This is a genomic window from Pseudobacillus sp. FSL P4-0506, assembly GCF_038003025.1.
GTDB lineage: Bacteria > Bacillota > Bacilli > Bacillales > Domibacillaceae > Pseudobacillus.
This window is the reverse complement of the sequence record NZ_JBBOOI010000001.1, coordinates 3,188,912-3,209,593: the sequence shown is the minus strand read 5'-3', so window position 1 is coordinate 3,209,593 and position 20,682 is coordinate 3,188,912. Positions and strand designations below refer to the sequence as shown.

Below are 20,682 nucleotides of genomic sequence, written 5' to 3'. Positions count from 1 at the left end.
ATCAAGGCATTAAGTGATATGAACCTTTTTTGCAACAATGGTGCAGAAAAGGTTCAGTATAATCTTCATTATAAGGGATAAGGTGTTTAATAGTAAGAATATTTCGTCTGCAATAGTCGGTCTTGAAGTGAATTTTGACCCTCTCCCAATGAAAAACAGTTGGTATGATTTTTGCTTATTAAAAGACAAAAGCCCAGTTTAGGAGTGAGGAATATGACACAATTTAAGCACCTATTCAGCCCAGTAACCATTGGCTGTATGGAATTGCCAAACAGAATATTAAGCACAGCTCATCAGACGAATCATGTGGTCAATGGTGTCCCCACCTCTGATATGACAGCCTATCATGTGGCAAGAGCAAGAGGGGGAGCAGGACTGCTGATTCTGGAGGCTGCCGCTGTTCACTCATCAGGAATGCTGACCACTCATACCATTGCCGGATATGACGAAAAGGTGGTCCCTGCTTATTTAGCACTGACAAAAGAAGTTCACAAATACGGAACGAAGGTGGTCCAGCAGCTGTTCCATGGAGGAAGAGAGGTGGTCTCCAGCGACTATCGAAGCCCGGCTTGGGCACCGTCTGCTGTTCCGAGTTTGCGATTTGGTACAATGCCAAGACCAATGAGCGTGGAAGAGATTCAAGAAGTGATTGAAGGTTTTGCTGTTTCAGCGAGGTTAGCAAAAGAGGGAGGAATGGATGGAGTAGAAGTTTGCTGTTCACATGGATACCTTCCTGCACAGTTCTGGTCAGAACATGCAAATCATCGAACGGATGAATACGGAGGTTCTTTTGAAAATAGGATGCGGTTCATTGTTGAAGTAATGCAGCGTGTGTGGGAGGAAGTAGGCAATGATTTCACTGTCGGCATACGGATGAGCGCAGATGAAATGACGATGGATGGTACAGACGTTAAAGATGCTGTGAAAATCGTAGAATATCTGGTCGATCAAGTAAGGGTAGACTTTGTGAACGTGACAGCAGGGGATTCCAGCACATATGCCGGCTCAACGCACATTGTGCCTCCATCGCCTATGAAACATGCATACGTTTCTCCACAAGCGTTCAACATACGGATGGCTGGTGCTGTTCCCGTATTCGTCGGATCCCGTATAGTTGACCCTGTTGAAGCTGAGCAAATTGTGGCGAAAGGGAAAGCGGATGTCGTAGGAATGACGAGAGCATTAATCGTTGACCCGGAAATGCCGAATAAAGCCAAGTCAGGAAATCACCATTTAATAGATGCCTGCCTTGGTTGCCTTCAAGCTTGCATAGGACATTATCATAAAGGACTGCCTATCGGCTGTGTGCAAAACCCGTCAACCGGAAAAGAAGCAGAGGTTCAAGCCCTGGAAGAAAGTCTTCGAGAGAAAAAGAAAGTAATGGTCATAGGGGCCGGTCCGGCTGGTTTGAAAGCAGCGTTAACGCTAGACGAGCTGGGGCATGAAGTCATATTGGCTGATAAGTGTGAGGAGGTCGGTGGGCTATTGCATGCATTAAAACGTGCACCGATGAGAAAAGAATTAGCTGAAACGATGCTTGATAATTATAGAAGAAAGCTGCTAAACAGCAGCGTGCAGCTGAAGCTTGGATGGGACGTAGGACCAGAAGAGGTTCTAAATGCGGCACCGGACGCTATTTTATGTGCCAGTGGTTCAAGGCCATTCATCCCTAAAATTCCTGGAATCCATGATCCGAGAGTGAAGACAGTCGATGAGCTTTTTAATAATCAACATAAAGAAATCGGGGAGAATGTATTAGTCTTTGACTTCGGAGGAGATTGGCCTGGAATGGAAGCAGCCATTCATCTGGCAGAAAAAGGTCATCAAGTGACATTGATTTCATCGAAGCTTTACATTGGGGAAGAGGTTCATCAATATTTGCGGAATGAATACTTGAAAAAGCTGTATCAACTAAAGATTAACATGATCACGCACCATGATCTGGGGGAGATAAGGAACAATCAAGCCATCATCCGGAACTTATTCTCATACGAGAAAGAAACAATGGAGAATTGGGACTCTATTATTCTGTCGCTTGGCCGTGTCCCGAATGTAGAGCTATATAACAGCATTAAAAATTTAAATTTGGAAGTTTATCAAATAGGGGATTGCTTAGCTCCAAGAACGTTAGAAGAAGCTACCTATGAAGGATTTATGACATCGTTACAAATTGGCATTCAGGAAGAAATTAAAATATAGGAAGAAAGAGGGTGTCTCCGAAGCATAGCTTCGGGGACACCCTCTATTCTGTAGAGGCGGCCATTTAAAGCTAACTATTGTTCGATGGTATAGCTACGCAGTTTAACTTAATGGCTCTGTTAAAGCTAAATGTTGTTTTTTACTCGTTGATTGTAACGGAAATCTCCCGCCTGCAGTGAAAATCAACACTCAAGTATAACAGAGCCAGCTTAATAAGTGGTTTATCCAGAACGAGGGCTAAACTTACGAATATAGTTAGCAATTTTGAAAAGATACACCCGTAGAGGATTGTACACCTACAGACGAGAATAGAATAATAATTTTAATAAGGATTTAGAGTTCTAATGAGAAATGTTTTCAAATTGATTGTTGAGAAGGAGAGCATAAATTATAATGGAAGTAAAGATTAAATTACCTATATTATAAGTGAGCTGATTCCATGATGAATGTGCAAGAAATGATTGATATTGATTTTTTGCAGAAGGTGCAGGATACATTTGCAAAAGCAACTGGGTTCGCTGCTGTAACGGTCGATTTTCGTGGAAATCCTATAACAAAATATAGTAATTTTTCTCCTTTTTGCAGTCTTGTCCGTCAAGACCCGCGGTTTGTGGATTCATGTCTAAAATGTGATGCTTATGGCGGATTAGAAGCGGCAAGAAGAGAGAAGCCTCATGTATATCATTGTCATGCCGGATTGGTTGATTTTGCTGTTCCTATTATTGTGAAGGGGAAGTTGGTAGGTTCTATGCTTGCGGGTCAGGTGACACTGCATGAACTTGATAATGGAAAGCTTTCTTCAATCACGAATGATCGTTCTTCCTGGGAGGAGAATGAGGAGATTGCAAGGGAGTATGCAAATATTCCGTCTAAATCCTATGAGAAAATCTATGCGGCAGCTGAGATGATGTTTTATGTTATCAACAACATGTTCGAAAAAGATATGAGGCATTATGTGAAGGAAGAATGGAATGAGAAAAAACATCAAATGATTGATCAGTTGAAAGTACAAGCAAATTTGGAACAAGAATTAACAGAAAAACACAAACAACCGTCCCATTCGTTTATAGACCCTCACTTTTTATTTACTGCTATGAATACACTGTCGTGTTTAGCCATTATAGAAAAGGCACCACAAACACAGGATACGATTTTAACCCTCACTGCTATGATGAACTATATGCTAACAACAAATGAGAGTCGTTTTGTCCCATTGGGGGAGGAAATGGATTATATTGAGCAATATGTAAAGCTGCAAAATGTAAGATTTAAAGCTGAGCTGTATGTTCTTATGGATATTCCTGAAGAGTATCAATCTATTTTTATCCCCTCCTTTATTCTCTACTCTATTATCAATCAGGCCATTCAACATAAAATAGAATCTAAAATGGGACATGGAAAGATTGTGATTAAGGGATATGTATATGGCGATGATTTCATTATAGAAGTTTCCGATCATGGGATGAGCTTCTCAAAAGAGCAATTAGCTGATCTTTACGACGTTTCACATTATGGAAGAAACTATACATTGACGGCTCATCCAAATCTGGAGGGAGGGACAACGGTTAAGATAAGAATTCCAAATGATGGGGTGGAGGGTTCGTATCGTGTATAAAGTACTTCTCTTAGATAACGAAGACTTGATGAGAGAAACCTTAAGATGTATTTTGGATGAGTTAGAAGAGATAACCGTCATTGGTGAGGCGGCTTCAACTGACGAAGCTCTCACATGGATTAATGTTGGGGACCCTGATATTATTTTCCTTAGTATAGATAATCCTGGAATAAATATTCAGAATTTATGTAATTATTTGAAAAGTGACTTGCGTAAACATCGTGTAGTTCTACTAATGGGTATTGATTCTTTCAGTAACCGGAATAAGCGGGTAAAAATAAAAGCGGATGGCTTCATAAGAAAGCCTATCAGCAAACAACATATCATCAAAAGTATTGGTCAACATGTACCTGTACATAGAAGCGGCAGAAAGAGTTTAGAAGAGATGATTGATGAATTCGTATCAGCGGTTTTTCAAAACGATGTTAGAAGTATAAAGAATGAGTGGAAAAAGCTTGCACAACTGCTTATTTCATCATGCAGCCACGATGTAAATAGTATGGGTTCGATTGTAGAAACAATAGTCGAGAAATTAGAAATTCTTTCTTATAAAGAAGGGTTATTCGCTGGCAAAGAAATAAAATGGAAAGAAAAAACGAGATGCGTAGATAAATATACATTAGAAAGTACAATGTTCGATCTTCTGGAAGAGCTATTTGCCGAAATGATCGAATATAAGCCTACCCGCAAAAAGAAAGAGATTCAATCAGCCCTCCATTATATTGAAAATAACTTTCATAAGGGAGTGACACTAGAAGAGGTGGCTTCTCATGTTCACTTAAGTCCATTCTATCTCAGCAAGCTTTTTAAGAAGGAACTAAATGTGAACTTTGTGAGTTACGTAACGGAAAGGAAAATGGAGAAGGCGAAAGAACTTCTCCAATCGACGGATATGCCGGTTTTAAATATTGCATTAGAACTAAACTATCAAGAGCCTAATTATTTTAGCAAGGTATTTAAAAAAGTAACAGGTATGACCCCATCAGATTTTAGGAAGACAAAGGAAAAAAGAGGAAATGACGCATTAAGAAAGCACCACCATATTCAAAATGGAAAATGGTATATATAAAAAGCAAATCCCTTCAGCCTGCATGTATTGGACGAAGGGATTGCTTTTTGTCTTGGGGAATCACGAAAATAATTAAATATAACAATAAATTACATGATTACAGCAAAAAAATTTCTTTTATATTTACTTGTTCAGTTCCTCAAAAATCAAAAGCAAAAATATATCTGAATATTCCAATTATTTTCACTTAGAGAGCAAGAACCTACAGCAAGTGCGGACAGTATTTTAGATATAGTAATTGTAAGCGTTATCAGCGAGGGAGTTAAGAAATAAGACCTCTTGATAGTTGCATGAAAAAATGGGGCTAAGGAGGGTTCGATATGCTTAAGGAAGCATTAGGAATGGTGGAAACAAGAGGTTTGATTAGCGCAATTGAAGCGGCAGATGCAATGGTTAAATCAGCAAACGTTACGCTGATGGGCTATCAAAAAATTGGATCAGGTCTTATTACTGTGATGGTTAGGGGCGATGTCGGAGCGATAAAGGCAGCAACGGATGCAGGGGCTGCTGCTGCAGAAAAAGTAGGTGAAGTCATATCTGTACATGTCATACCAAGACCGCATACAGAAATAGAAGGCATTTTACCTAAGGATGAACAAGAAAGAGTGGAGGGGAAGGTTAAGTGATGAGAGAGCAATTAATTGAAAAAATTATGGAAGAGGTAATAAAACAGGTCGATACGCCAAAGGCAGATGAAGCGCCAAAAAAAGAAGAAAAGAAGTATAGCAGCTTAACTGAATTCGTTGGTACAGGCATCGGTGATTCTATTGGTTTGGTGATTGCGAATGTAGACAACAGCATTCATGAAGCGATGAATCTTGATAAGAAATACCGTTCGATTGGTATTTTAGGTGCTCGTACGGGAGCAGGTCCGCAAATTATGGCAGCGGATGAAGCGGTGAAAGCAACAAATACAGAAATTTTAGCGGTAGAACTGGCACGTGATACGAAGGGTGGGGCAGGTCATGGCAGCTTGATTATTTTTGGAGCGGAGGATGTAGCGGATGCACGTCGAGCGGTAGAAGTGGCCCTTAAAGAGCTGGACCGGACGTTTGGTGATGTGTATGCCAATGAAGCAGGCCACATTGAACTTCAATATACGGCACGTGCAAGCTATGCGTGTGAAAAAGCATTTAATGCGCCAGTTGGCAAGTCCTTTGGATTGGTTGTTGGTGCGCCGGCTGCTATTGGGATTGTACTGGCAGATACAGTGGTGAAAGCGGCGAATGTGGATGTTATTAGCTACAGCTCTCCTGCTAAAGGGACGAGCTTTACCAATGAAGTGATTTTAACATTTAGCGGTGATTCAGGAGCCGTTCGTCAGGCGTTAATTACCGCAAGAGAAGCAGGGGTTGAGTTGTTAGGAACACTTGGAGATACAGCTGTTTCTACGACAGTTCCCTATATTTGAAAGAAGATCCGTCTTTGAAAGGAGAGGAAAATATGAAATCAAAACGTTTTGAAGTATTAGCAGCGCGACCAGTGAATCAAGACGGCTTCGTGGCCGAATGGCCGGAAGTAGGATTGATCGCTATGGATGGACCAAATGATCCCAAACCTAGCATCAAAATTGAAAATGGCCAAGTCATAGAACTAGACGGAAAAATGCGTGAGGAGTTTGACTTCATTGATCATTTCATCGCTAATCACAGCATTAATATCGAAAAAGCGGAAGAAGCTATGGCGATTGACTCTCTAGAGATTTCAAGAATGCTCGTAGACATTCATGTACCAAGAGAAGCTATCATTCCTTTGACTACAGCCATCACGCCGGCAAAAATCTGTGAAGTCGTTGGAAGAATGAATGTCGTTGAAATGATGATGGCTCTTCAAAAAATGAGGGCAAGAAAAACACCTTCAAACCAGTGCCATGTGACAAGTGTAAAAGACAATCCTGTCCAGATTGCGGCAGATGCGGCAGAGGCCGCAGTTAGAGGATTTGATGAAATGGAGACGACTGTTGGCATCCTTCGTTACTATCCATTTAATGCATTAAGCCTATTGGTTGGTTCCCAAACGGGGCGTGGCGGAATTTTAACTCAGTGTTCGGTAGAAGAAGCGACAGAGCTTCAGCTCGGAATGAGAGGATTAACTAGTTATGCAGAGACTGTATCTGTATATGGAACCGAGCAAGTATTCATAGACGGAGATGATACCCCATTTTCTAAAGCATTCCTTACCTCTGCTTATGCTTCCCGCGGATTAAAAATGCGTTTCACTTCAGGCACAGGCTCGGAAGTGCAGATGGGATATGCGGAAGGAAAGTCGATGCTTTATTTAGAAGCCCGCTGTGTTTTCATAACGAAAGGAGCAGGAGCTCAAGGTTTGCAAAATGGTTCAATCAGCTGTATTGGTGTTCCGGGAGGCGTGCCATCAGGTATACGGGCAGTATTAGCTGAAAATTTGTTTACGACCATGCTCGATATGGAAGTCGCTTCAGGAAACGACCAGACATTCTCCCACTCTGACATTAGAAGAACGGCTCGCACGCTGATGCAAATGCTTCCTGGCACAGACTTTATTTTTTCTGGCTATAGTTCCGTTCCGAACTACGACAATATGTTTGCGGGTTCCAATTTTGATGCGGAAGACTTTGATGATTACAACGTATTGCAACGCGATTTAAAAGTAGACGGCGGATTGCGCCCAGTTACCGAAGAGGAAGTCGTTGCTATTCGCAATAAAGCGGCGAAAGCTTTGCAGGCAGTGTTTGAAGAGTTGGGCCTCCCTGCTATTACTGATGAAGAAGTAGAAGCAGCCACTTATGCACATGGAAGTAAAGACATGCCGGAGCGCAATGTGATCGAAGATTTACGAGCTGCTGAAAATATGATGAAACAAGCCGTTAATGGACTTGATGTCGTAAAGGCGTTAAGCAAACACGGTTTCGAAGATGTGGCTCAAAATCTTTTAAATATGTTAAAGCAACGTGTATCCGGAGATTATTTGCATACATCAGCTATTATTGATGAAGACTTTAACGTTATCAGCGCGGTGAATGACGTCAACGATTATACGGGACCGGGAACAGGATACCGAATAAGTGACGAAAGGTGGGAGGAAATCAAAAACATTCCTCGAGCCATCAGCCCGGAAGATGTGAATTAAGAATGAAGAGAGGTGGAGAGAGATGGCTATTAATGAACAGATCATCCGTGAAGTAATTGAAGAAGTATTACAGAGCTTCAATAAGGAAGAGAAACAAAAGCAAAAGATAGAAGGCGAGCAAGAGCTTCCTGTTGAACAGTCAGACTTCCAAGCGGCCCATTCGAAGGAATTAGAGCTGATCGAAAAAGATGTAGCTGTACCAGGACTAAGAAAAGATGAAGTAGTCATTGCTCTTACGGCAGCTTTCGGCATCCATCAAACAAAAAGCATCGTAGGCATTCCACATAATGAATTGTTAAGAGAAGTGATTGCCGGCATAGAAGAAGAGGGGTTAACAGCTCGAATCGTTCGAGTCCATCGTACATCCGATGTCGGGTTTGTGGCACATGAGGGAGCTAAGCTAAGCGGATCTGGGATAGGCATCGGCATTCAATCAAAAGGAACAACAGTCATTCATCAAAAAGATCTTCAGCCATTAAATAATTTAGAACTGTTCCCCCAGGCACCTTTACTGGATTTAGAGACATTTCGTTTGATCGGAAAGAACGCTGCCAAATATGCGAAAGGAGAATCGCCAAATCCAGTACCCACAAGAAATGACCAAATGGCACGGCCGAAATATCAGGCTATTGCAGCATTGCTTCATATTAAAGAAACCCAATATGTTGATCCAAACAAAAAACCAATGGAATTACAAGTTACTTTTCATTAAGTGGAGGTAAATAGGATGAACCAACAACTCATTGAGCAGATTGTCAAAGAAGTGATGTTGTCTATAAGCGAAGCAAAAGAAATGGGTGAAGAAACAGCGGTAGCTGTCGCTGAACCAAAACCAGCTTTGGAGTCCGTATCGAAAGAAGATTATCCATTAGCAAAGAAACGGCCGGAGCTGATTAAAACGCCAACAGGAAAAACATTAGATGATATTACGCTGCAAGAGGTTCTTGGTGGAGCTGTAAAACCAGAAGATGTACGGATTTCCCCTGAAACATTAGAATTGCAAGCCCAGGTGGCAGAGTCTGTAGGGAGAGAGCCGTTTGCGCGGAACCTTCGCAGGGCAGCTGAGCTAATCACTGTTCCGGATGATAGAATCTTAGAGATTTATAATGCTTTACGGCCATATCGTTCAACGAAGGAGGAGCTCTTAGCTATCGCAGATGAACTGGAACATCAGTATAGCGCAAAAATAAATGCACATTTAGTTCGGGAGTCTGCAAAAGTATATGAATTGCGAGACAGATTGAAAAAGAATTAACTCTTTCGTCGTGTTGGGAGGTAAAGGAATGAAACTGGTTGCAGGCGTGGATATTGGAAATGCCACTACAGAGGTAGCGATTGCGGCTGTAACGGATGATCATCAAGTAACGGTTCTAACAAGCGGATTTGTAAAAACAACTGGGATCAAGGGAACACGCCAGAACATTCATGGTGTTCTTGATACAATGAGAAACACTCTTTCTGAGATTGATCGAACAATAGCTGATTTAAATCTTATTCGTATCAATGAAGCAGCTCCTGTTATCGGGGACGTGGCGATGGAAACCATTACGGAAACGATCATCACTGAGTCAACGATGATCGGCCATAATCCTTCTACACCTGGAGGGATAGGAACAGGTATCGGAAAAACGATTAATATTAATCGATTAGAGTATGCAAGTACAGAAGAAGACTGGATCGTTTTAATCGGAAGGGAAGTCGATTTCGAAGCAGCGGCTGCCAAAATCAATGAAGCGGTAGCAAAAAGAATTCGTATTACAGGAGCCATTGCGCAAAAAGATGATGGTGTACTCATTAGTAACAGAATCAAAAAGAAAATTCCCATTATTGACGAAGTGACGCTGATAGAAAAAGTGCCACTCGGCATGAAAGCGGCTATTGAAGTAGCTCCGCCCGGGGGTGTCGTTGAAATGTTATCTAATCCATATGGCATAGCCACAGTATTTGAATTAACCGGGGAAGAAACAAAGCTGATTGTGCCAATTGCCCGGGCGCTGATCGGCAACCGCTCTGCGGTAGTCATAAAAACGCCAAAAGGAGATGTACAAGCAAGAAGCATTCCCGCTGGAAAACTTCATATTTTTGGGAAAAGGAATGCAATAGTCGATGTAGATGAAGGGGCTGAACGAATGATGTCCGTATTAACGGCATCTGCACCGATCGAAAATATTAAAGGTGAGCCGGGCACGAATGCGGGTGGAATGCTGGAGCGTGTAAGGCAAGTCATGTCAGAGTTAACGGCACAGCCTCCTCATTCTATTAGAATTCAAGATTTGTTAGCAGTAAATACTTTTAATCCGCAAAAGGTGAAGGGAGGGCTGGCGGAGGAGTTTTCAATGGAGAATGCTGTTGGAATAGCGGCAATGGTAAAAGCCGATAAATTACAAATGCAAATGATCGCTGAAGAACTTCGCTCAAAGGTTGATATTGAAGTAGAAGTTGGTGGTGTCGAAGCAGATATGGCCATCCGCGGGGCTCTTTCCACCCCAGGTACAAATATTCCTGTGGCCATTGTCGATATGGGAGCTGGTTCAACAGATGCCTCTATGATGACGAGCACAGGACATGTTACATCCATCCATCTAGCCGGAGCAGGTGATATGGTCACGATGCTGATTAATTCTGAGCTAGGGCTCGATGACATGGATTTAGCAGAGGACATCAAAAAATGTCCTTTAGCGAAAGTCGAGAGCCTATTCCATATACGCCATGAAGATGGAACTGTACAGTTTTTCGAAGAGCCATTAGAGCCGAACGTATTTGCCAGGGTGGTCATCTTAAAAGATGGCTACATGGTTCCTCTTCCAGGCCAGCATTCTATTGAAGAAATTAGAACGGTTCGACGAGGGGCAAAAGAGAAAGTGTTTGTTACAAATGCTCTTAGAGCGTTGAGCATGATCTCCCCCACTGGAAGTATCCGAGACATGGAGTTTGTTGTATTAGTTGGTGGATCTGCATTGGATTTTGAAGTCCCTCAATTAGTTACCGATGCTTTATCACAATATGGAGTAGTGGCAGGAAGAGGAAATATAAGAGGGACAGAGGGGCCGCGAAACGCTGTAGCTACGGGATTAGTATTAGCTCTCGGTGAAGGGAGAATTGTTCAGTGGGCGCAAATGTGAACAAGGGTGAGGAGGTGCCGGCCATCCATGTATATTACCGTCCATTGCAGAACGGCAGTTGGCTTTTTCATTCATTGCTCCATGGAATAGAAGAGGAGGGAGTGCCCATCTTTTTGAAAGAGAGCCGTGAAAGCTCGGCTTTGGAATTAGGCTACCGGGCAGCTTTGGATTCCAGCTTAGGTGTCGGTATCGGTATCGGTGCAGATGATTGCATTATTCTTCATTATTCAAAGCTACTGAAAGATCGCCCTCTATTCCAAATTCATCAAAAAGAGACACATAAACAGCGGATACTCGGGGCTAACGCGGCAAGGTTAGTAAAGGGGATTCCATTCAAAATATTTGCTGAAGAGGCGGAGCATACCAACGCTTCTGAGGAATTGCCATCAAAAGAGGACATAGCTGCTATTGTGGAGATTGTAATCAAGAAACTAAAAGAAAGAGTTGGGAAGGAGGGGATTGGATGAATGCTTTGGGATTGATTGAAGTCATCGGTATGACGACAGCCGTGGCAGCTGCAGATGCAGCCGTTAAATCGGCCAACGTGACTTTGCTGGGATATGAGCTAGCAAAAGGTCGAGGAATGGTAACAATTAAGTTTGAGGGGGATGTCGGCGCAGCCAAAGCAGCACTTGAAGCAGCCTCCATAGAAGCGGATCGAATAGGAACGGTTGTGAGCAGGCACTTGATTCCAAGACCGTACAAGGAGCTGGAAAAACTCCTCTTTCCTCAGAATACACCGAACGAATCTCTTCCTTCAGTTAATTCGGAAGAGGGTGGGGGGACAGGCAGTGAACCAGAGGAAAATGAGAACAATCAAATGGAGTCAGCTGTAGGAGAGAAGAATTCAGACGACGGGGAATCGGGGCAAGAAAAACAGCGTAGTCAAGGACGGAAAAAGAAGAAAATGGACAAGGAAGGCCAGCAGAACAAGAAATCTGCCGTATCTGTAACGGATGGACTGGAACAGAAATAACCTGTATTTACTATAAGAGCATAGGGAGGAAATATTTAATGAGCAATGCATTAGGAATGATTGAAACAAAAGGCTTGGTTGGGGCAATTGAGGCAGCGGATGCTATGACAAAGGCAGCAAATGTTACACTAATCGGCTATGAAAAGATTGGCTCAGGCTTGATTACTGTTATGGTGCGAGGGGACGTTGGTGCAGTGAAGGCTGCAGTAGACGCTGGGGCCGCAGCAAGTGAAAAGGTTGGGGAGGTTATTTCCGTTCATGTAATCCCAAGGCCGCACGTGGATGTAGAAGTCATGCTGCCTCGTAACCCTGTTAATGTCTAACAAAGCGGCAGGGAGGGGCTTACATGGCATTCGATCAAGTAACGCAGGAAAGGATTATCAAGGAAGTAGTTAAGAGATTGCAAACGTTAGAGGAAGAACCTTATGTACCTATTGGGGTTTCTAACCGACATATCCATTTATGCCAAAAAGATTTAACCCTCTTGTTTGGAGAAGGTTTTCAGCTCACCCCAATGAAAGATCTCAGGCAGCCTGGACAATTTGCTGCAAATGAAACGCTGACTCTTATTGGAACTAAAGGAGAAATTACGGGTGTAAGAATCTTGGGACCGCTTAGGGATCACACTCAGGTGGAAATCTCCAGGACCGATTGTTTTAAGCTAGGAACAGTAGCACCTGTAAGAGAATCCGGAAAAGTAACAGGTACGCCGGGAATTATTTTAAAAGGGCCAAGAGGCACGGTTGAATTAAAAGAGGGCGTTATCGTAGCCCACCGGCATATCCACGTACCTCCAGGGTTTGCAGAAAAGTTTAAATTAAACGATCAAGATAGAGTGGAAGTAGAGGTTGGAAGGGAACGAAAGACGGTCTATAGCAATGTTCTTATTCGTGTGTCAGCCCAGTATGAACTAGAAATGCATGTAGATACAGATGAAGCGAATGCCGCTGGAGTCAAAACAGGGGATCTCGGGAAAATCCGGAAAGGCCAAGAAGACTGATGTCTATAGATTTGATAAAGGTTAATGACTATATAGATACTTTTGTTAGGTTAATAGATGAACAGAGAGTCAATGCGTATAAAGGGAAACTAAAAGTGGGTGTCGATCTTGGAACAGCTAATATTGTACTGGCTGTTGTGGATGAGAGCGGTCAAGCGGTTGCCGGTGCTCTTCAACCGTCTTCTGTCGTAAGGGACGGACTGATCGTCGATTATGTGGGGGCTGTGGCAATTGTCAAGACGCTCAAGGAACAGGTTGAGGGATTGCTTGGAACAACATTAACCTATGCAGCGACAGCTGTGCCGCCCGGTACCATTGATGGCAACAGGAAAGCTTTTTCAAATGTTGTCGAATCAGCCGGCATGGATGTCAGTAATATTGTCGATGAACCGACTGCTGCGGCAACAGTATTAGGTCTTTCTGACGGAATCGTTGTTGATGTCGGCGGCGGCACGACAGGGATTAGTATTCTTAAAAATGGAACAGTCACCTATACAGCAGATGAACCAACCGGTGGAACCCATATGAGCCTTGTTATTGCTGGAAACTATCATATTTCTTTCAAAGAAGCTGACGAGCTAAAAAAAGATCCTGCCAGACAAAGAGAGATTTTCCCAATTGTTCGGCCTGTGATCGAAAAAATGGCGTCCATCGTAAAAAGGCATATCAGTGGTGTGGAATCAACTGATATTTATATAGTGGGTGGAGCTAGCTGTTTCGATGAGTTTGAGGAAGTGTTCTATGAGGAGATTGGCATGAGAATCATTAAGCCAGCTCATCCTCTTTTCATCACTCCATTAGGCATTGCATTAAATGGTATGAAATGAGGGACTGAGAATGGATTCTGAAGAAGTGATACAGGCGATTGTAGCAGAAGTATGGAGAAGATTGCAGAAGAGGGTGAAAAAGGCAACGGCCTTCTTTACTGGAGGTGCTTACGGTTTTCAAGAGGCTATAGAGCAAATGAAGAATCTCTTAAAAGAAGAATGGGAGTTAAACATTCTGCTCTCCAATAGTGCTGAGTACGTACTAACTCCTCGATTGATCAAGGAAGAGTTAGGTCTTTCAAATGTGCATGTGGAGCATGAGGTCAAAAGTTTAAAGCCCTATTATGAGGGAGTTAGCACGTTGATTTTTCCTACCTTAACTTTGAATACAGCCGTGAAGATATCATTGGGTATAGCGGATAACCTGGCAACCAATTTAGCCTCTCATGCCATTATGAAAGGGCTGCCAATCATTGCAGCAAGAGATGGCTGCGACTTGAGAAACCCAATAAGAGAAGAATTAGGGTTACACAAAGCTCCGCCAGCTTACGTAGACCAGATAGAAGGTCATCTTCATGCGCTTGAAGATTATGGTTTTAAGCTTATAGAAGCAAAGAATTTGTCTCAGGCGGTTCGAGACCATACTCTAACCATTTTTCGAAAAGAAAAAGTGACGGACAGATTCAAGGAAGCCAGAGATTTTAAGAAAAAGGTTCTCACAAGATCAGATATTATCGAAGCAAAACAGAAGTCTCTTATTCTCAATGTTTCTTCTGCAACGATCATAAGCCCGCTTGCTCTTGAGACAGCCCAGGAGCTGGGGATAAAAGTGATACGAAATGAATAAGTGAAGGTGATAGATATGTATGTGGGAGTGGTCTCTGGTAGTATTGTTGCTACTGCAAAGGAAGAGGATCTTATAGGTAAAAAGCTCTTGATCGTACAAAAAGTAGCCATCCCTGAGAGAACAAGTATGAAGAAGAGCATAGAAATAGCCGTGGATGCTGTTGGAGCAGGAACAGGTGAATACGTTCTTGTGACGAAGGGAGAAGCGGCGAGAAATGTATTTGGTGCTTCCACCTCTGTTATTGATGCGGCCATCATAGCTATTGTCGATTCAATAGAAGTATACGAATAGGGAAGTGAAGCTTTATGGCAATTTATACAAAGAAGGGTGACAAAGGAGAGACAGGCCTTTTTGGAGGCAGCCGCATTGCCAAGAATAGTTTAAAGGTTAACTGTTACGGGACGCTTGATGAAGCAAATGCTTCTTTAGGTATTGCCTATTCATTAGTGAAAAGTGAAGAATTAAAGCATATCATCAGGACCATTCAGCAGCAGCTATTTATTGTAGGAGCAGAGCTGGCTAGTGATGATCAAGGAAAAAACCTGCTGAAAGAGAAAGTGAATAAAGAAAATGTAGCTTGGTTCGAGCAAATTATTGATCAATACGAGCAAAAGCTCGGTCCTATTTATGAATTCATCATTCCTGGCGAAACGACTGCTTCCGCATGTCTTCATTTGTCCCGGTCGATGATCCGGCGAGCAGAGCGGTTAATTGTTAAATTGAATGGGCATTCGAGCGTACGAAGTGAGTTGATTCAATATGTCAACCGATTATCAGACGTTTTATTTATGCTGGCTAGAGCAGAAGTTTATTTCCATCTTTTAGAGGAGGTAAAAAGCAAAGTGGCAGAAAAGATAAAAGAAACGAAAAGCACTCCTGCCGTTTTAACACTTGAACTGGCTTGTCAAATGGCAAAAGCCGCGGAGGAAAAGGCGGCTGCTATCGGGATACCTATTGTGTTTTCGGTTGCTGATTCGGGAGGGAATACGATATTAATCCACAGAATGGAAGAGGCTTTACTAGCGAGCTTGGATATATCACCCAATAAAGCTTATACGGCTGTTGCGTTAAAGATGGCCACGCATGAACTCGTTCCTCTTATACAGCCTGGAGGAGAACTATATGGTGTGCAGCTTTCGAATCAAAATAAAATTGTCACTTTTGGCGGGGGATATCCGCTTAAAATAGGTAAACAAGTTGTTGGCGGCATCGGTGTGAGTGGCGGCAGTGTAGAAGAAGACATGACGATAGCCGTTGAAGCTTTAAAGGTATTTAACCAAGGAGGGTGAACACAGTGGCCGTTCAAGAAAAAGAATTAGAAAGCATCGTAAAGAAGGTGTTGGAGGAACTGAGCAGGAAAGAGGCTGTGCCAGAAGCCCGGCAAGGGCTATTTGAGGACATGAATGATGCCATTGAAGCGGCAGGTAAGGCTCAAAAAGAGCTCATAGAGCTATCTCTTGAAAAACGAGCGGCCATTATTAGGGCGATTCGGGAAACAGCTAAGAAACATACAGAGACTTTCGCCCGCCTGGCAGTAGAAGAAACAGGCATGGGGAACTACGAAGATAAAGTCCGCAAAAATTTACTCGCCATTGAAAAAACGCCAGGTATTGAAGACTTAAAGACAGAGGCAGTTTCCGGTGACAATGGACTGACTGTCGTGGAACTCTCTCCATATGGCATCATTGGTTCCATTACGCCTACAACAAATCCGACGGAAACAATTATTTGCAATTCGATCGGAATGATTGCAGCTGGCAATGCAGTCGTATTCAGCCCTCATCCGGGTGCCAAAAATACTTCGCTAAAAGCGATAGAGGTGATTAACCAAGCTATTGTAGAAGCAGGAGGACCGAACAATTTAATCGCCTCTATTACAGAGCCTTCCATTGACCAAGCAAATATCATGATGAATCATAAAAAGATTAAGATGCTTGTCGCCACTGGCGGCCCTGGAGTGATGAAGGCAGTATTAAACTCAGGGAAAAAAGCAATTGGTGCAGGAGCGGGAAATCCACCAGTTGTTGTAGACGAAACAGCTGATCTTGAAAAAGCTGCGAAAGATATCGTTGACGGCTGCAGTTTTGATAATAATTTACCGTGCGTGGCAGAGAAAGAGGCATTTGTTGTTGAAGCTGTCGCTGATTATTTGGTTTTTCATCTGAAAAAGAATGGCGCCTTTCATCTTCATAAAAAAGAGCAAATTGAAAAGCTTACAGAGTTAGTAGTAGATAAAGGACATGCAAATAAAAAATTTGTCGGGAAAGATATTAGCTATATCTTACAGCAAATAGGCATTCAGGTTCCTCAAGGAACACGCATTGCCATTATGCATGTAGAGGCAAATCATCCGTTAGTTTCAGCAGAGTTAATGATGCCTATCCTCCCAATTGTTCGTGTAGAAAATGTAGATCAAGCGATTGAATTGGCAGTAAAAGCAGAACACGGATTTCGCCATACATCTATTATGCATTCTAAAAATATAGATAACTTAACGAAATTTGCTGCAGCTATTCAAACAACGATTTTTGTTAAGAATGGTCCATCTTACGCAGGACTGGGTGTGGGCGGTGAAGGCTATACAAGCTTCACCATTGCAGGACCTACTGGAGAAGGGTTGACTTCGGCGAAAGATTTTGCGAGAAAAAGAAGATGTGTTCTCGTAGATAGTCTGTTTATAAGATAGAAATAGAAAGGTCGTCGCTTAAAGTTTCTATGTTAAAAACGAGCGGAGGGGTGGAGCAAAATTCCTCGGAGGAAAGCAGCCAATGAAAACGTTTTGGATACAGCCAAAAATTTATTATGGAAGCAATTCGTTAGACTATTTAAATGAATTAGACGCAAAAAAAGTGCTCCTTATAACAGATAAATACACCATTCATTTAAATGCGGAAGAAGAAGTGATCAACCGTTTAAAATCAGCATCAGTTAAAGTGTTTTCTGAGATCGAGGATGCTTCCTCATTAGCGGTTGTAAAGAAGGGGCTGGCCTGCTTTTTACAAGAAGATCCGGACTTAATGGTTGCGCTTGGGGGCACAGCAGCCATTGATGCGGCTAAAGCTATCCGTTTTTTCTGTCACCAACCAGCCGTTCATGGCAGCAGAAAAAAACTGCCGTTTGTTGTTATACCGACAACAAGCGGCACAGGATCAGAGGTCACTCCTTATTCTGTCATAACGGGGGGAGAAGATAACGAGCGAATGCCTTTACATGATGAAAGAATGCTGCCCGATGCCGTGATTTTGAATGCACAACTAACCGTGGTCACTTCTCCTTCTGTGACAGCTGATACGGGGATGGACTTGCTTACTCATGCGATAGAGTCATATGTTTCATTAGAAGCGACAGAATTCACCACTCTTTTTTCTGAAAAAGCGATAAAATTAGTGTTTACACACCTGCTCAGAGCTTATCGGTTTGGAGAAGATTTGACAGCGAGGGAGAGTTTGCAGCTTGCTTCTTGTATGGCAGGATTTGCTTTCGTCAATTCTTCTTTAGGGGTGAATCATAGTATAGCTCACGCCATGGAAGCGGAGTTTCCGCTATCTCATGGCCGAATTAATGCGATGCTACTTCCTTACATCATAGAGTACAATGGAGGGCTATGTGACGGCACTCTCCATTCCTCGGAAGCAGCAAAAAAATACATGAATATCGCAAACATGCTGGGACTTCCCTGTTCAACGGTAGAAGAGGGGATAAGAAGCTTGTCCACAGCGGTTAAACTCCTAAATAAAAAATTTAATATTCCGTTAACTTTTCAGGATAGCTTGATTGAAAAAAATACTTTTGAGAAGAGCATTCCGCTCATCGCCAAGAAAGCACTCCAGGATGTTTGTACAGCTGGAAACCCAAAGCAGGTGAAAGAGATGGATCTCGTCTACCTGTTAAAGTGGGCATACACAGGCTGACCCGTTCACATTTTGTGATGTGAAAAGTTCATTGTGAAATAACATGCCATGTAGTAGCTGAAAAGCAGCAATCTCGCTGTAAAAATAATTATTCAATGGGAGGTTCCTATGACCAATATTATCTTTGTATCGCCGGGTAAATATGTACAGGGCAAAGGAGCTTTAAACAGTATTGGAAAATATGTAAAACAGCTTGGACAAAAGCCGTTGATTTTAGCTGGAAAGACGGCGTGGGAAGTGACAGGTAAAGGGATTAAAAGCAGCTTGCAGGCAGAAGGCATAGATTTTCACTCTCTTCAATTTAGGGGTGAATCGTCTATTAATGAAGTGAACCGGATCAAGAAAGAAGGAGAGGCACACTCAGTGGATATGGTCATCGGAGTAGGTGGAGGAAAGGCGCTCGATACGGCAAAAGCGGTAGCTGACGAGCTGAAAGTAAAGGTAGTTATCGTGCCTAGCATTGCCTCGACAGATGCCCCGACAAGCGCATTGTCCGTCATTTACACGGATGAAGGTGTCTTTGAGGCTTACAAATTTTATAGTAAAAACCCCGACCTCGTTCTTGTGGACACGGCCATTATTGCTAAAGCACCTGCAAGATTATTCGCTTCAGGAATTGCTGATGCAATGGCTACATGGGTAGAAGCCAGAGCGACATTGAATAGTAATGGCACCGCTATGGCTGGCGGGAGGACAAGCATTGCAGCGAGAGCGATTGCCGAAATGTGTGAAAATACGCTGTTCAATCATGCGATACCAGCATACAAGGCGGTTCAAAAAGGCGTTGTCACAAAGCATGTAGAAGCCGTTGTAGAAGCGAATACGTTACTGTCTGGATTAGGTTTTGAAAGCGGAGGGCTCGCAGCCGCTCATGCCATTCATAACGGATTCACAGAGCTAGACGGCGACATTCACCATTTAACACATGGTGAAAAAGTCGCTTATGGCACGCTTGTGCAATTAATGCTAGAGTTTCACCCGGAAGAGGAATTGCACAGGTATATCACATTTTATCGCAAGCTGGGATTGCCTACTACACTGAAAGAATTACACTTAGAGGACGTATCCTATGAAGATCTGCTGAAGGTCGGCCAAGCCGCCACTCAAGAAGGAGAAACAATGAAGAACTTATCCTCTGACATTACTGCTGAAGATGTGGCAAATGGCATTCTAGCTGTTGACCAGCTGAGTGCGCCAGTAGGAATATGAAGAAGATTGAAATGGGCTGCGTACCAGTAGGCTAAACGAGACAACCCGAGTAGAGGCAGCTGAAATTGGCAAAAAAATTCGAGATACAATATTATTTATTTTAGCTCCCCGTTAGTTGTGCCAAAAGGCAGCTATCATGTTAAATCGTAGGCTTCAAATACAGTAGCTTTAAAACGTTTTACGTGTATGAATAAAATCTTTGAGCGTAAACAATGATATTTTAATCCCTCTTTTCTATAAAAGGCAGGTCTATTCTAAGGCAAACCCGCGCATGTTGAATCCTCTTTTTTAATGCGTGGGTTTTTTCTAATGCAAAATCAGATTAACATTCCAAATATAGCCTTCCCAAGGAGCAAAAAGAGCAGAAGCCACAGAGGAAGAAATAGCCGGAGTCATTATGGTGGCTACATCATTAAACGGAGATGTTAAACTTTTTAGCAGGAGGATTTATTTATCGTTGTAAAGTCGTGTTCCTTTGACGGCACCCTTTGTAAAAAATTATGCGAAAATGATGATATAACTGTCACTGGCCTGTATTTTCTAGTATTAGCTATACTTTTTAAGTCCTCATATAATCTTCTATCCGTCATTTAAAAATATCCATAATTTTTTTGTTGATAAAGGAATAAAAATCATGTAGTCTTTTAGTTGCTGTGACAAAAAAATAAGATTTTTTCTTCTTATCAAGAGAGATGGAGGGACTGGCCCGATGAGATCTCGGCAACGGAACTTAGTGATTAAGTTGCTGTGCCAAATCCAGCAAGCAAAGGCTTGATAGATAAGAGGAGTGTTTTATAGATATAAGGCCTCTTCTTGTCGTTCAAGATGAGGTCTTTTTTCGAGGCAAAGAATGGGCAAA

At 42.5% G+C, this 20,682-nt stretch carries 20 protein-coding genes and 1 riboswitch; all 20 genes read left to right on the top strand.

The features are described 5' to 3' along the window. Positions 1-213 precede the first annotated feature (213 nt). Positions 214-2,199 (top strand): oxidoreductase, encoded by a 1,986-nt coding sequence (locus MKZ02_RS15980; RefSeq protein WP_340854479.1) that lies wholly within the window; start codon positions 214-216, stop codon positions 2,197-2,199. 439 nt (positions 2,200-2,638) lie between these two features. Further along, positions 2,639-3,814, top strand: coding sequence for a PocR ligand-binding domain-containing protein (locus MKZ02_RS15975; RefSeq protein ID WP_340854477.1), 1,176 nt, complete (start codon positions 2,639-2,641; stop codon positions 3,812-3,814). Beyond that, a complete protein-coding gene (locus tag MKZ02_RS15970) occupies positions 3,807-4,883 on the top strand; it encodes a helix-turn-helix domain-containing protein (RefSeq protein WP_340854475.1) in 1,077 nt (358 codons plus the stop codon). Before MKZ02_RS15975 ends, MKZ02_RS15970 begins: the two co-directional genes overlap by 8 nt. Before the next feature lie 320 nt (positions 4,884-5,203). Continuing rightward, positions 5,204-5,509 (top strand): propanediol utilization microcompartment protein PduA, encoded by a 306-nt coding sequence (gene pduA, locus MKZ02_RS15965; RefSeq protein WP_120037551.1) that lies wholly within the window; start codon positions 5,204-5,206, stop codon positions 5,507-5,509. Further along, positions 5,509-6,294 (top strand): propanediol utilization microcompartment protein PduB, encoded by a 786-nt coding sequence (gene pduB, locus MKZ02_RS15960; RefSeq protein WP_340856422.1) that lies wholly within the window; start codon positions 5,509-5,511, stop codon positions 6,292-6,294. Before pduA ends, pduB begins: the two co-directional genes overlap by 1 nt. A gap of 32 nt (positions 6,295-6,326) precedes the next feature. Beyond that, a complete protein-coding gene (locus MKZ02_RS15955) occupies positions 6,327-7,991 on the top strand; it encodes a propanediol/glycerol family dehydratase large subunit (RefSeq protein ID WP_340854474.1) in 1,665 nt (554 codons plus the stop codon). A gap of 22 nt (positions 7,992-8,013) precedes the next feature. After that, on the top strand, positions 8,014-8,703 hold the full coding sequence (locus MKZ02_RS15950; protein WP_340854472.1) for a propanediol/glycerol family dehydratase medium subunit: 690 nt from the start codon (positions 8,014-8,016) through the stop codon (positions 8,701-8,703). Between the two features lie 15 nt (positions 8,704-8,718). Beyond that, positions 8,719-9,246 (top strand): diol dehydratase small subunit, encoded by a 528-nt coding sequence (locus tag MKZ02_RS15945; RefSeq protein WP_340854470.1) that lies wholly within the window; start codon positions 8,719-8,721, stop codon positions 9,244-9,246. Between the two features lie 28 nt (positions 9,247-9,274). Next, a complete protein-coding gene (locus MKZ02_RS15940) occupies positions 9,275-11,113 on the top strand; it encodes a diol dehydratase reactivase subunit alpha (protein WP_340854469.1) in 1,839 nt (612 codons plus the stop codon). Next, positions 11,098-11,580, top strand: coding sequence for a glycerol dehydratase reactivase beta/small subunit family protein (locus MKZ02_RS15935; protein ID WP_340854467.1), 483 nt, complete (start codon positions 11,098-11,100; stop codon positions 11,578-11,580). The genes MKZ02_RS15940 and MKZ02_RS15935 overlap by 16 nt, the downstream gene beginning before the upstream one ends. Further along, positions 11,577-12,089, top strand: a complete 513-nt coding sequence (locus MKZ02_RS24025) for a BMC domain-containing protein (protein ID WP_120037560.1) — start codon at positions 11,577-11,579, stop codon at positions 12,087-12,089. The genes MKZ02_RS15935 and MKZ02_RS24025 overlap by 4 nt, the downstream gene beginning before the upstream one ends. 38 nt (positions 12,090-12,127) lie before the next feature. Beyond that, positions 12,128-12,412: a BMC domain-containing protein gene (locus MKZ02_RS15925; RefSeq protein WP_340854465.1), complete on the top strand. Its 285-nt coding sequence runs from the start codon at positions 12,128-12,130 to the stop codon at positions 12,410-12,412. Between the two features lie 23 nt (positions 12,413-12,435). Further along, a complete protein-coding gene (pduL, locus tag MKZ02_RS15920; RefSeq protein ID WP_340854464.1) occupies positions 12,436-13,089 on the top strand; it encodes a phosphate propanoyltransferase in 654 nt (217 codons plus the stop codon). Continuing rightward, positions 13,089-13,916, top strand: a complete 828-nt coding sequence (gene eutJ / locus MKZ02_RS15915; protein ID WP_340854462.1) for an ethanolamine utilization protein EutJ — start codon at positions 13,089-13,091, stop codon at positions 13,914-13,916. Before pduL ends, eutJ begins: the two co-directional genes overlap by 1 nt. 10 nt (positions 13,917-13,926) lie before the next feature. Then, a complete protein-coding gene (locus MKZ02_RS15910) occupies positions 13,927-14,703 on the top strand; it encodes a flavoprotein (RefSeq protein WP_340854461.1) in 777 nt (258 codons plus the stop codon). 15 nt (positions 14,704-14,718) lie between these two features. Next, complete coding sequence (locus MKZ02_RS15905) at positions 14,719-14,994, top strand: EutN/CcmL family microcompartment protein (RefSeq protein ID WP_340854459.1); 276 nt, start codon at positions 14,719-14,721, stop codon at positions 14,992-14,994. Positions 14,995-15,008: 14 nt separating this feature from the next. Then, positions 15,009-15,992 (top strand): cob(I)yrinic acid a,c-diamide adenosyltransferase, encoded by a 984-nt coding sequence (locus tag MKZ02_RS15900; RefSeq protein WP_340854458.1) that lies wholly within the window; start codon positions 15,009-15,011, stop codon positions 15,990-15,992. Between the two features lie 5 nt (positions 15,993-15,997). Next, entirely contained in the window at positions 15,998-17,389 is a 1,392-nt protein-coding gene (locus MKZ02_RS15895) for an aldehyde dehydrogenase family protein (RefSeq protein ID WP_340854456.1), read from the top strand. Between the two features lie 82 nt (positions 17,390-17,471). Then, positions 17,472-18,614 carry a 1-propanol dehydrogenase PduQ gene (locus MKZ02_RS15890; RefSeq protein WP_340854454.1) on the top strand — a complete coding sequence of 381 codons (1,143 nt, stop codon included), beginning with the start codon at positions 17,472-17,474 and terminating at the stop codon, positions 18,612-18,614. Between the two features lie 108 nt (positions 18,615-18,722). Beyond that, entirely contained in the window at positions 18,723-19,823 is a 1,101-nt protein-coding gene (locus MKZ02_RS15885; protein ID WP_340854452.1) for a glycerol dehydrogenase, read from the top strand. Positions 19,824-20,500: 677 nt separating this feature from the next. Then, positions 20,501-20,608: riboswitch (SAM riboswitch) on the top strand. Positions 20,609-20,682: the final 74 nt, after the last annotated feature.

Coding starts and splice junctions, on each gene's coding strand:
- MKZ02_RS15980 (WP_340854479.1), top strand. CDS start 214: ATGACACAATTTAAGCACCTATTCAGCCCAGTAACCATTGGCTGTATG.
- MKZ02_RS15975 (WP_340854477.1), top strand. CDS start 2,639: ATGATGAATGTGCAAGAAATGATTGATATTGATTTTTTGCAGAAGGTG.
- pduA (WP_120037551.1), top strand. CDS start 5,204: ATGCTTAAGGAAGCATTAGGAATGGTGGAAACAAGAGGTTTGATTAGC.
- pduB (WP_340856422.1), top strand. CDS start 5,509: ATGAGAGAGCAATTAATTGAAAAAATTATGGAAGAGGTAATAAAACAG.
- MKZ02_RS15955 (WP_340854474.1), top strand. CDS start 6,327: ATGAAATCAAAACGTTTTGAAGTATTAGCAGCGCGACCAGTGAATCAA.
- MKZ02_RS15950 (WP_340854472.1), top strand. CDS start 8,014: ATGGCTATTAATGAACAGATCATCCGTGAAGTAATTGAAGAAGTATTA.
- MKZ02_RS15945 (WP_340854470.1), top strand. CDS start 8,719: ATGAACCAACAACTCATTGAGCAGATTGTCAAAGAAGTGATGTTGTCT.
- MKZ02_RS15940 (WP_340854469.1), top strand. CDS start 9,275: ATGAAACTGGTTGCAGGCGTGGATATTGGAAATGCCACTACAGAGGTA.
- MKZ02_RS24025 (WP_120037560.1), top strand. CDS start 11,577: ATGAATGCTTTGGGATTGATTGAAGTCATCGGTATGACGACAGCCGTG.
- MKZ02_RS15925 (WP_340854465.1), top strand. CDS start 12,128: ATGAGCAATGCATTAGGAATGATTGAAACAAAAGGCTTGGTTGGGGCA.
- pduL (WP_340854464.1), top strand. CDS start 12,436: ATGGCATTCGATCAAGTAACGCAGGAAAGGATTATCAAGGAAGTAGTT.
- eutJ (WP_340854462.1), top strand. CDS start 13,089: ATGTCTATAGATTTGATAAAGGTTAATGACTATATAGATACTTTTGTT.
- MKZ02_RS15910 (WP_340854461.1), top strand. CDS start 13,927: ATGGATTCTGAAGAAGTGATACAGGCGATTGTAGCAGAAGTATGGAGA.
- MKZ02_RS15905 (WP_340854459.1), top strand. CDS start 14,719: ATGTATGTGGGAGTGGTCTCTGGTAGTATTGTTGCTACTGCAAAGGAA.
- MKZ02_RS15900 (WP_340854458.1), top strand. CDS start 15,009: ATGGCAATTTATACAAAGAAGGGTGACAAAGGAGAGACAGGCCTTTTT.
- MKZ02_RS15890 (WP_340854454.1), top strand. CDS start 17,472: ATGAAAACGTTTTGGATACAGCCAAAAATTTATTATGGAAGCAATTCG.
- MKZ02_RS15885 (WP_340854452.1), top strand. CDS start 18,723: ATGACCAATATTATCTTTGTATCGCCGGGTAAATATGTACAGGGCAAA.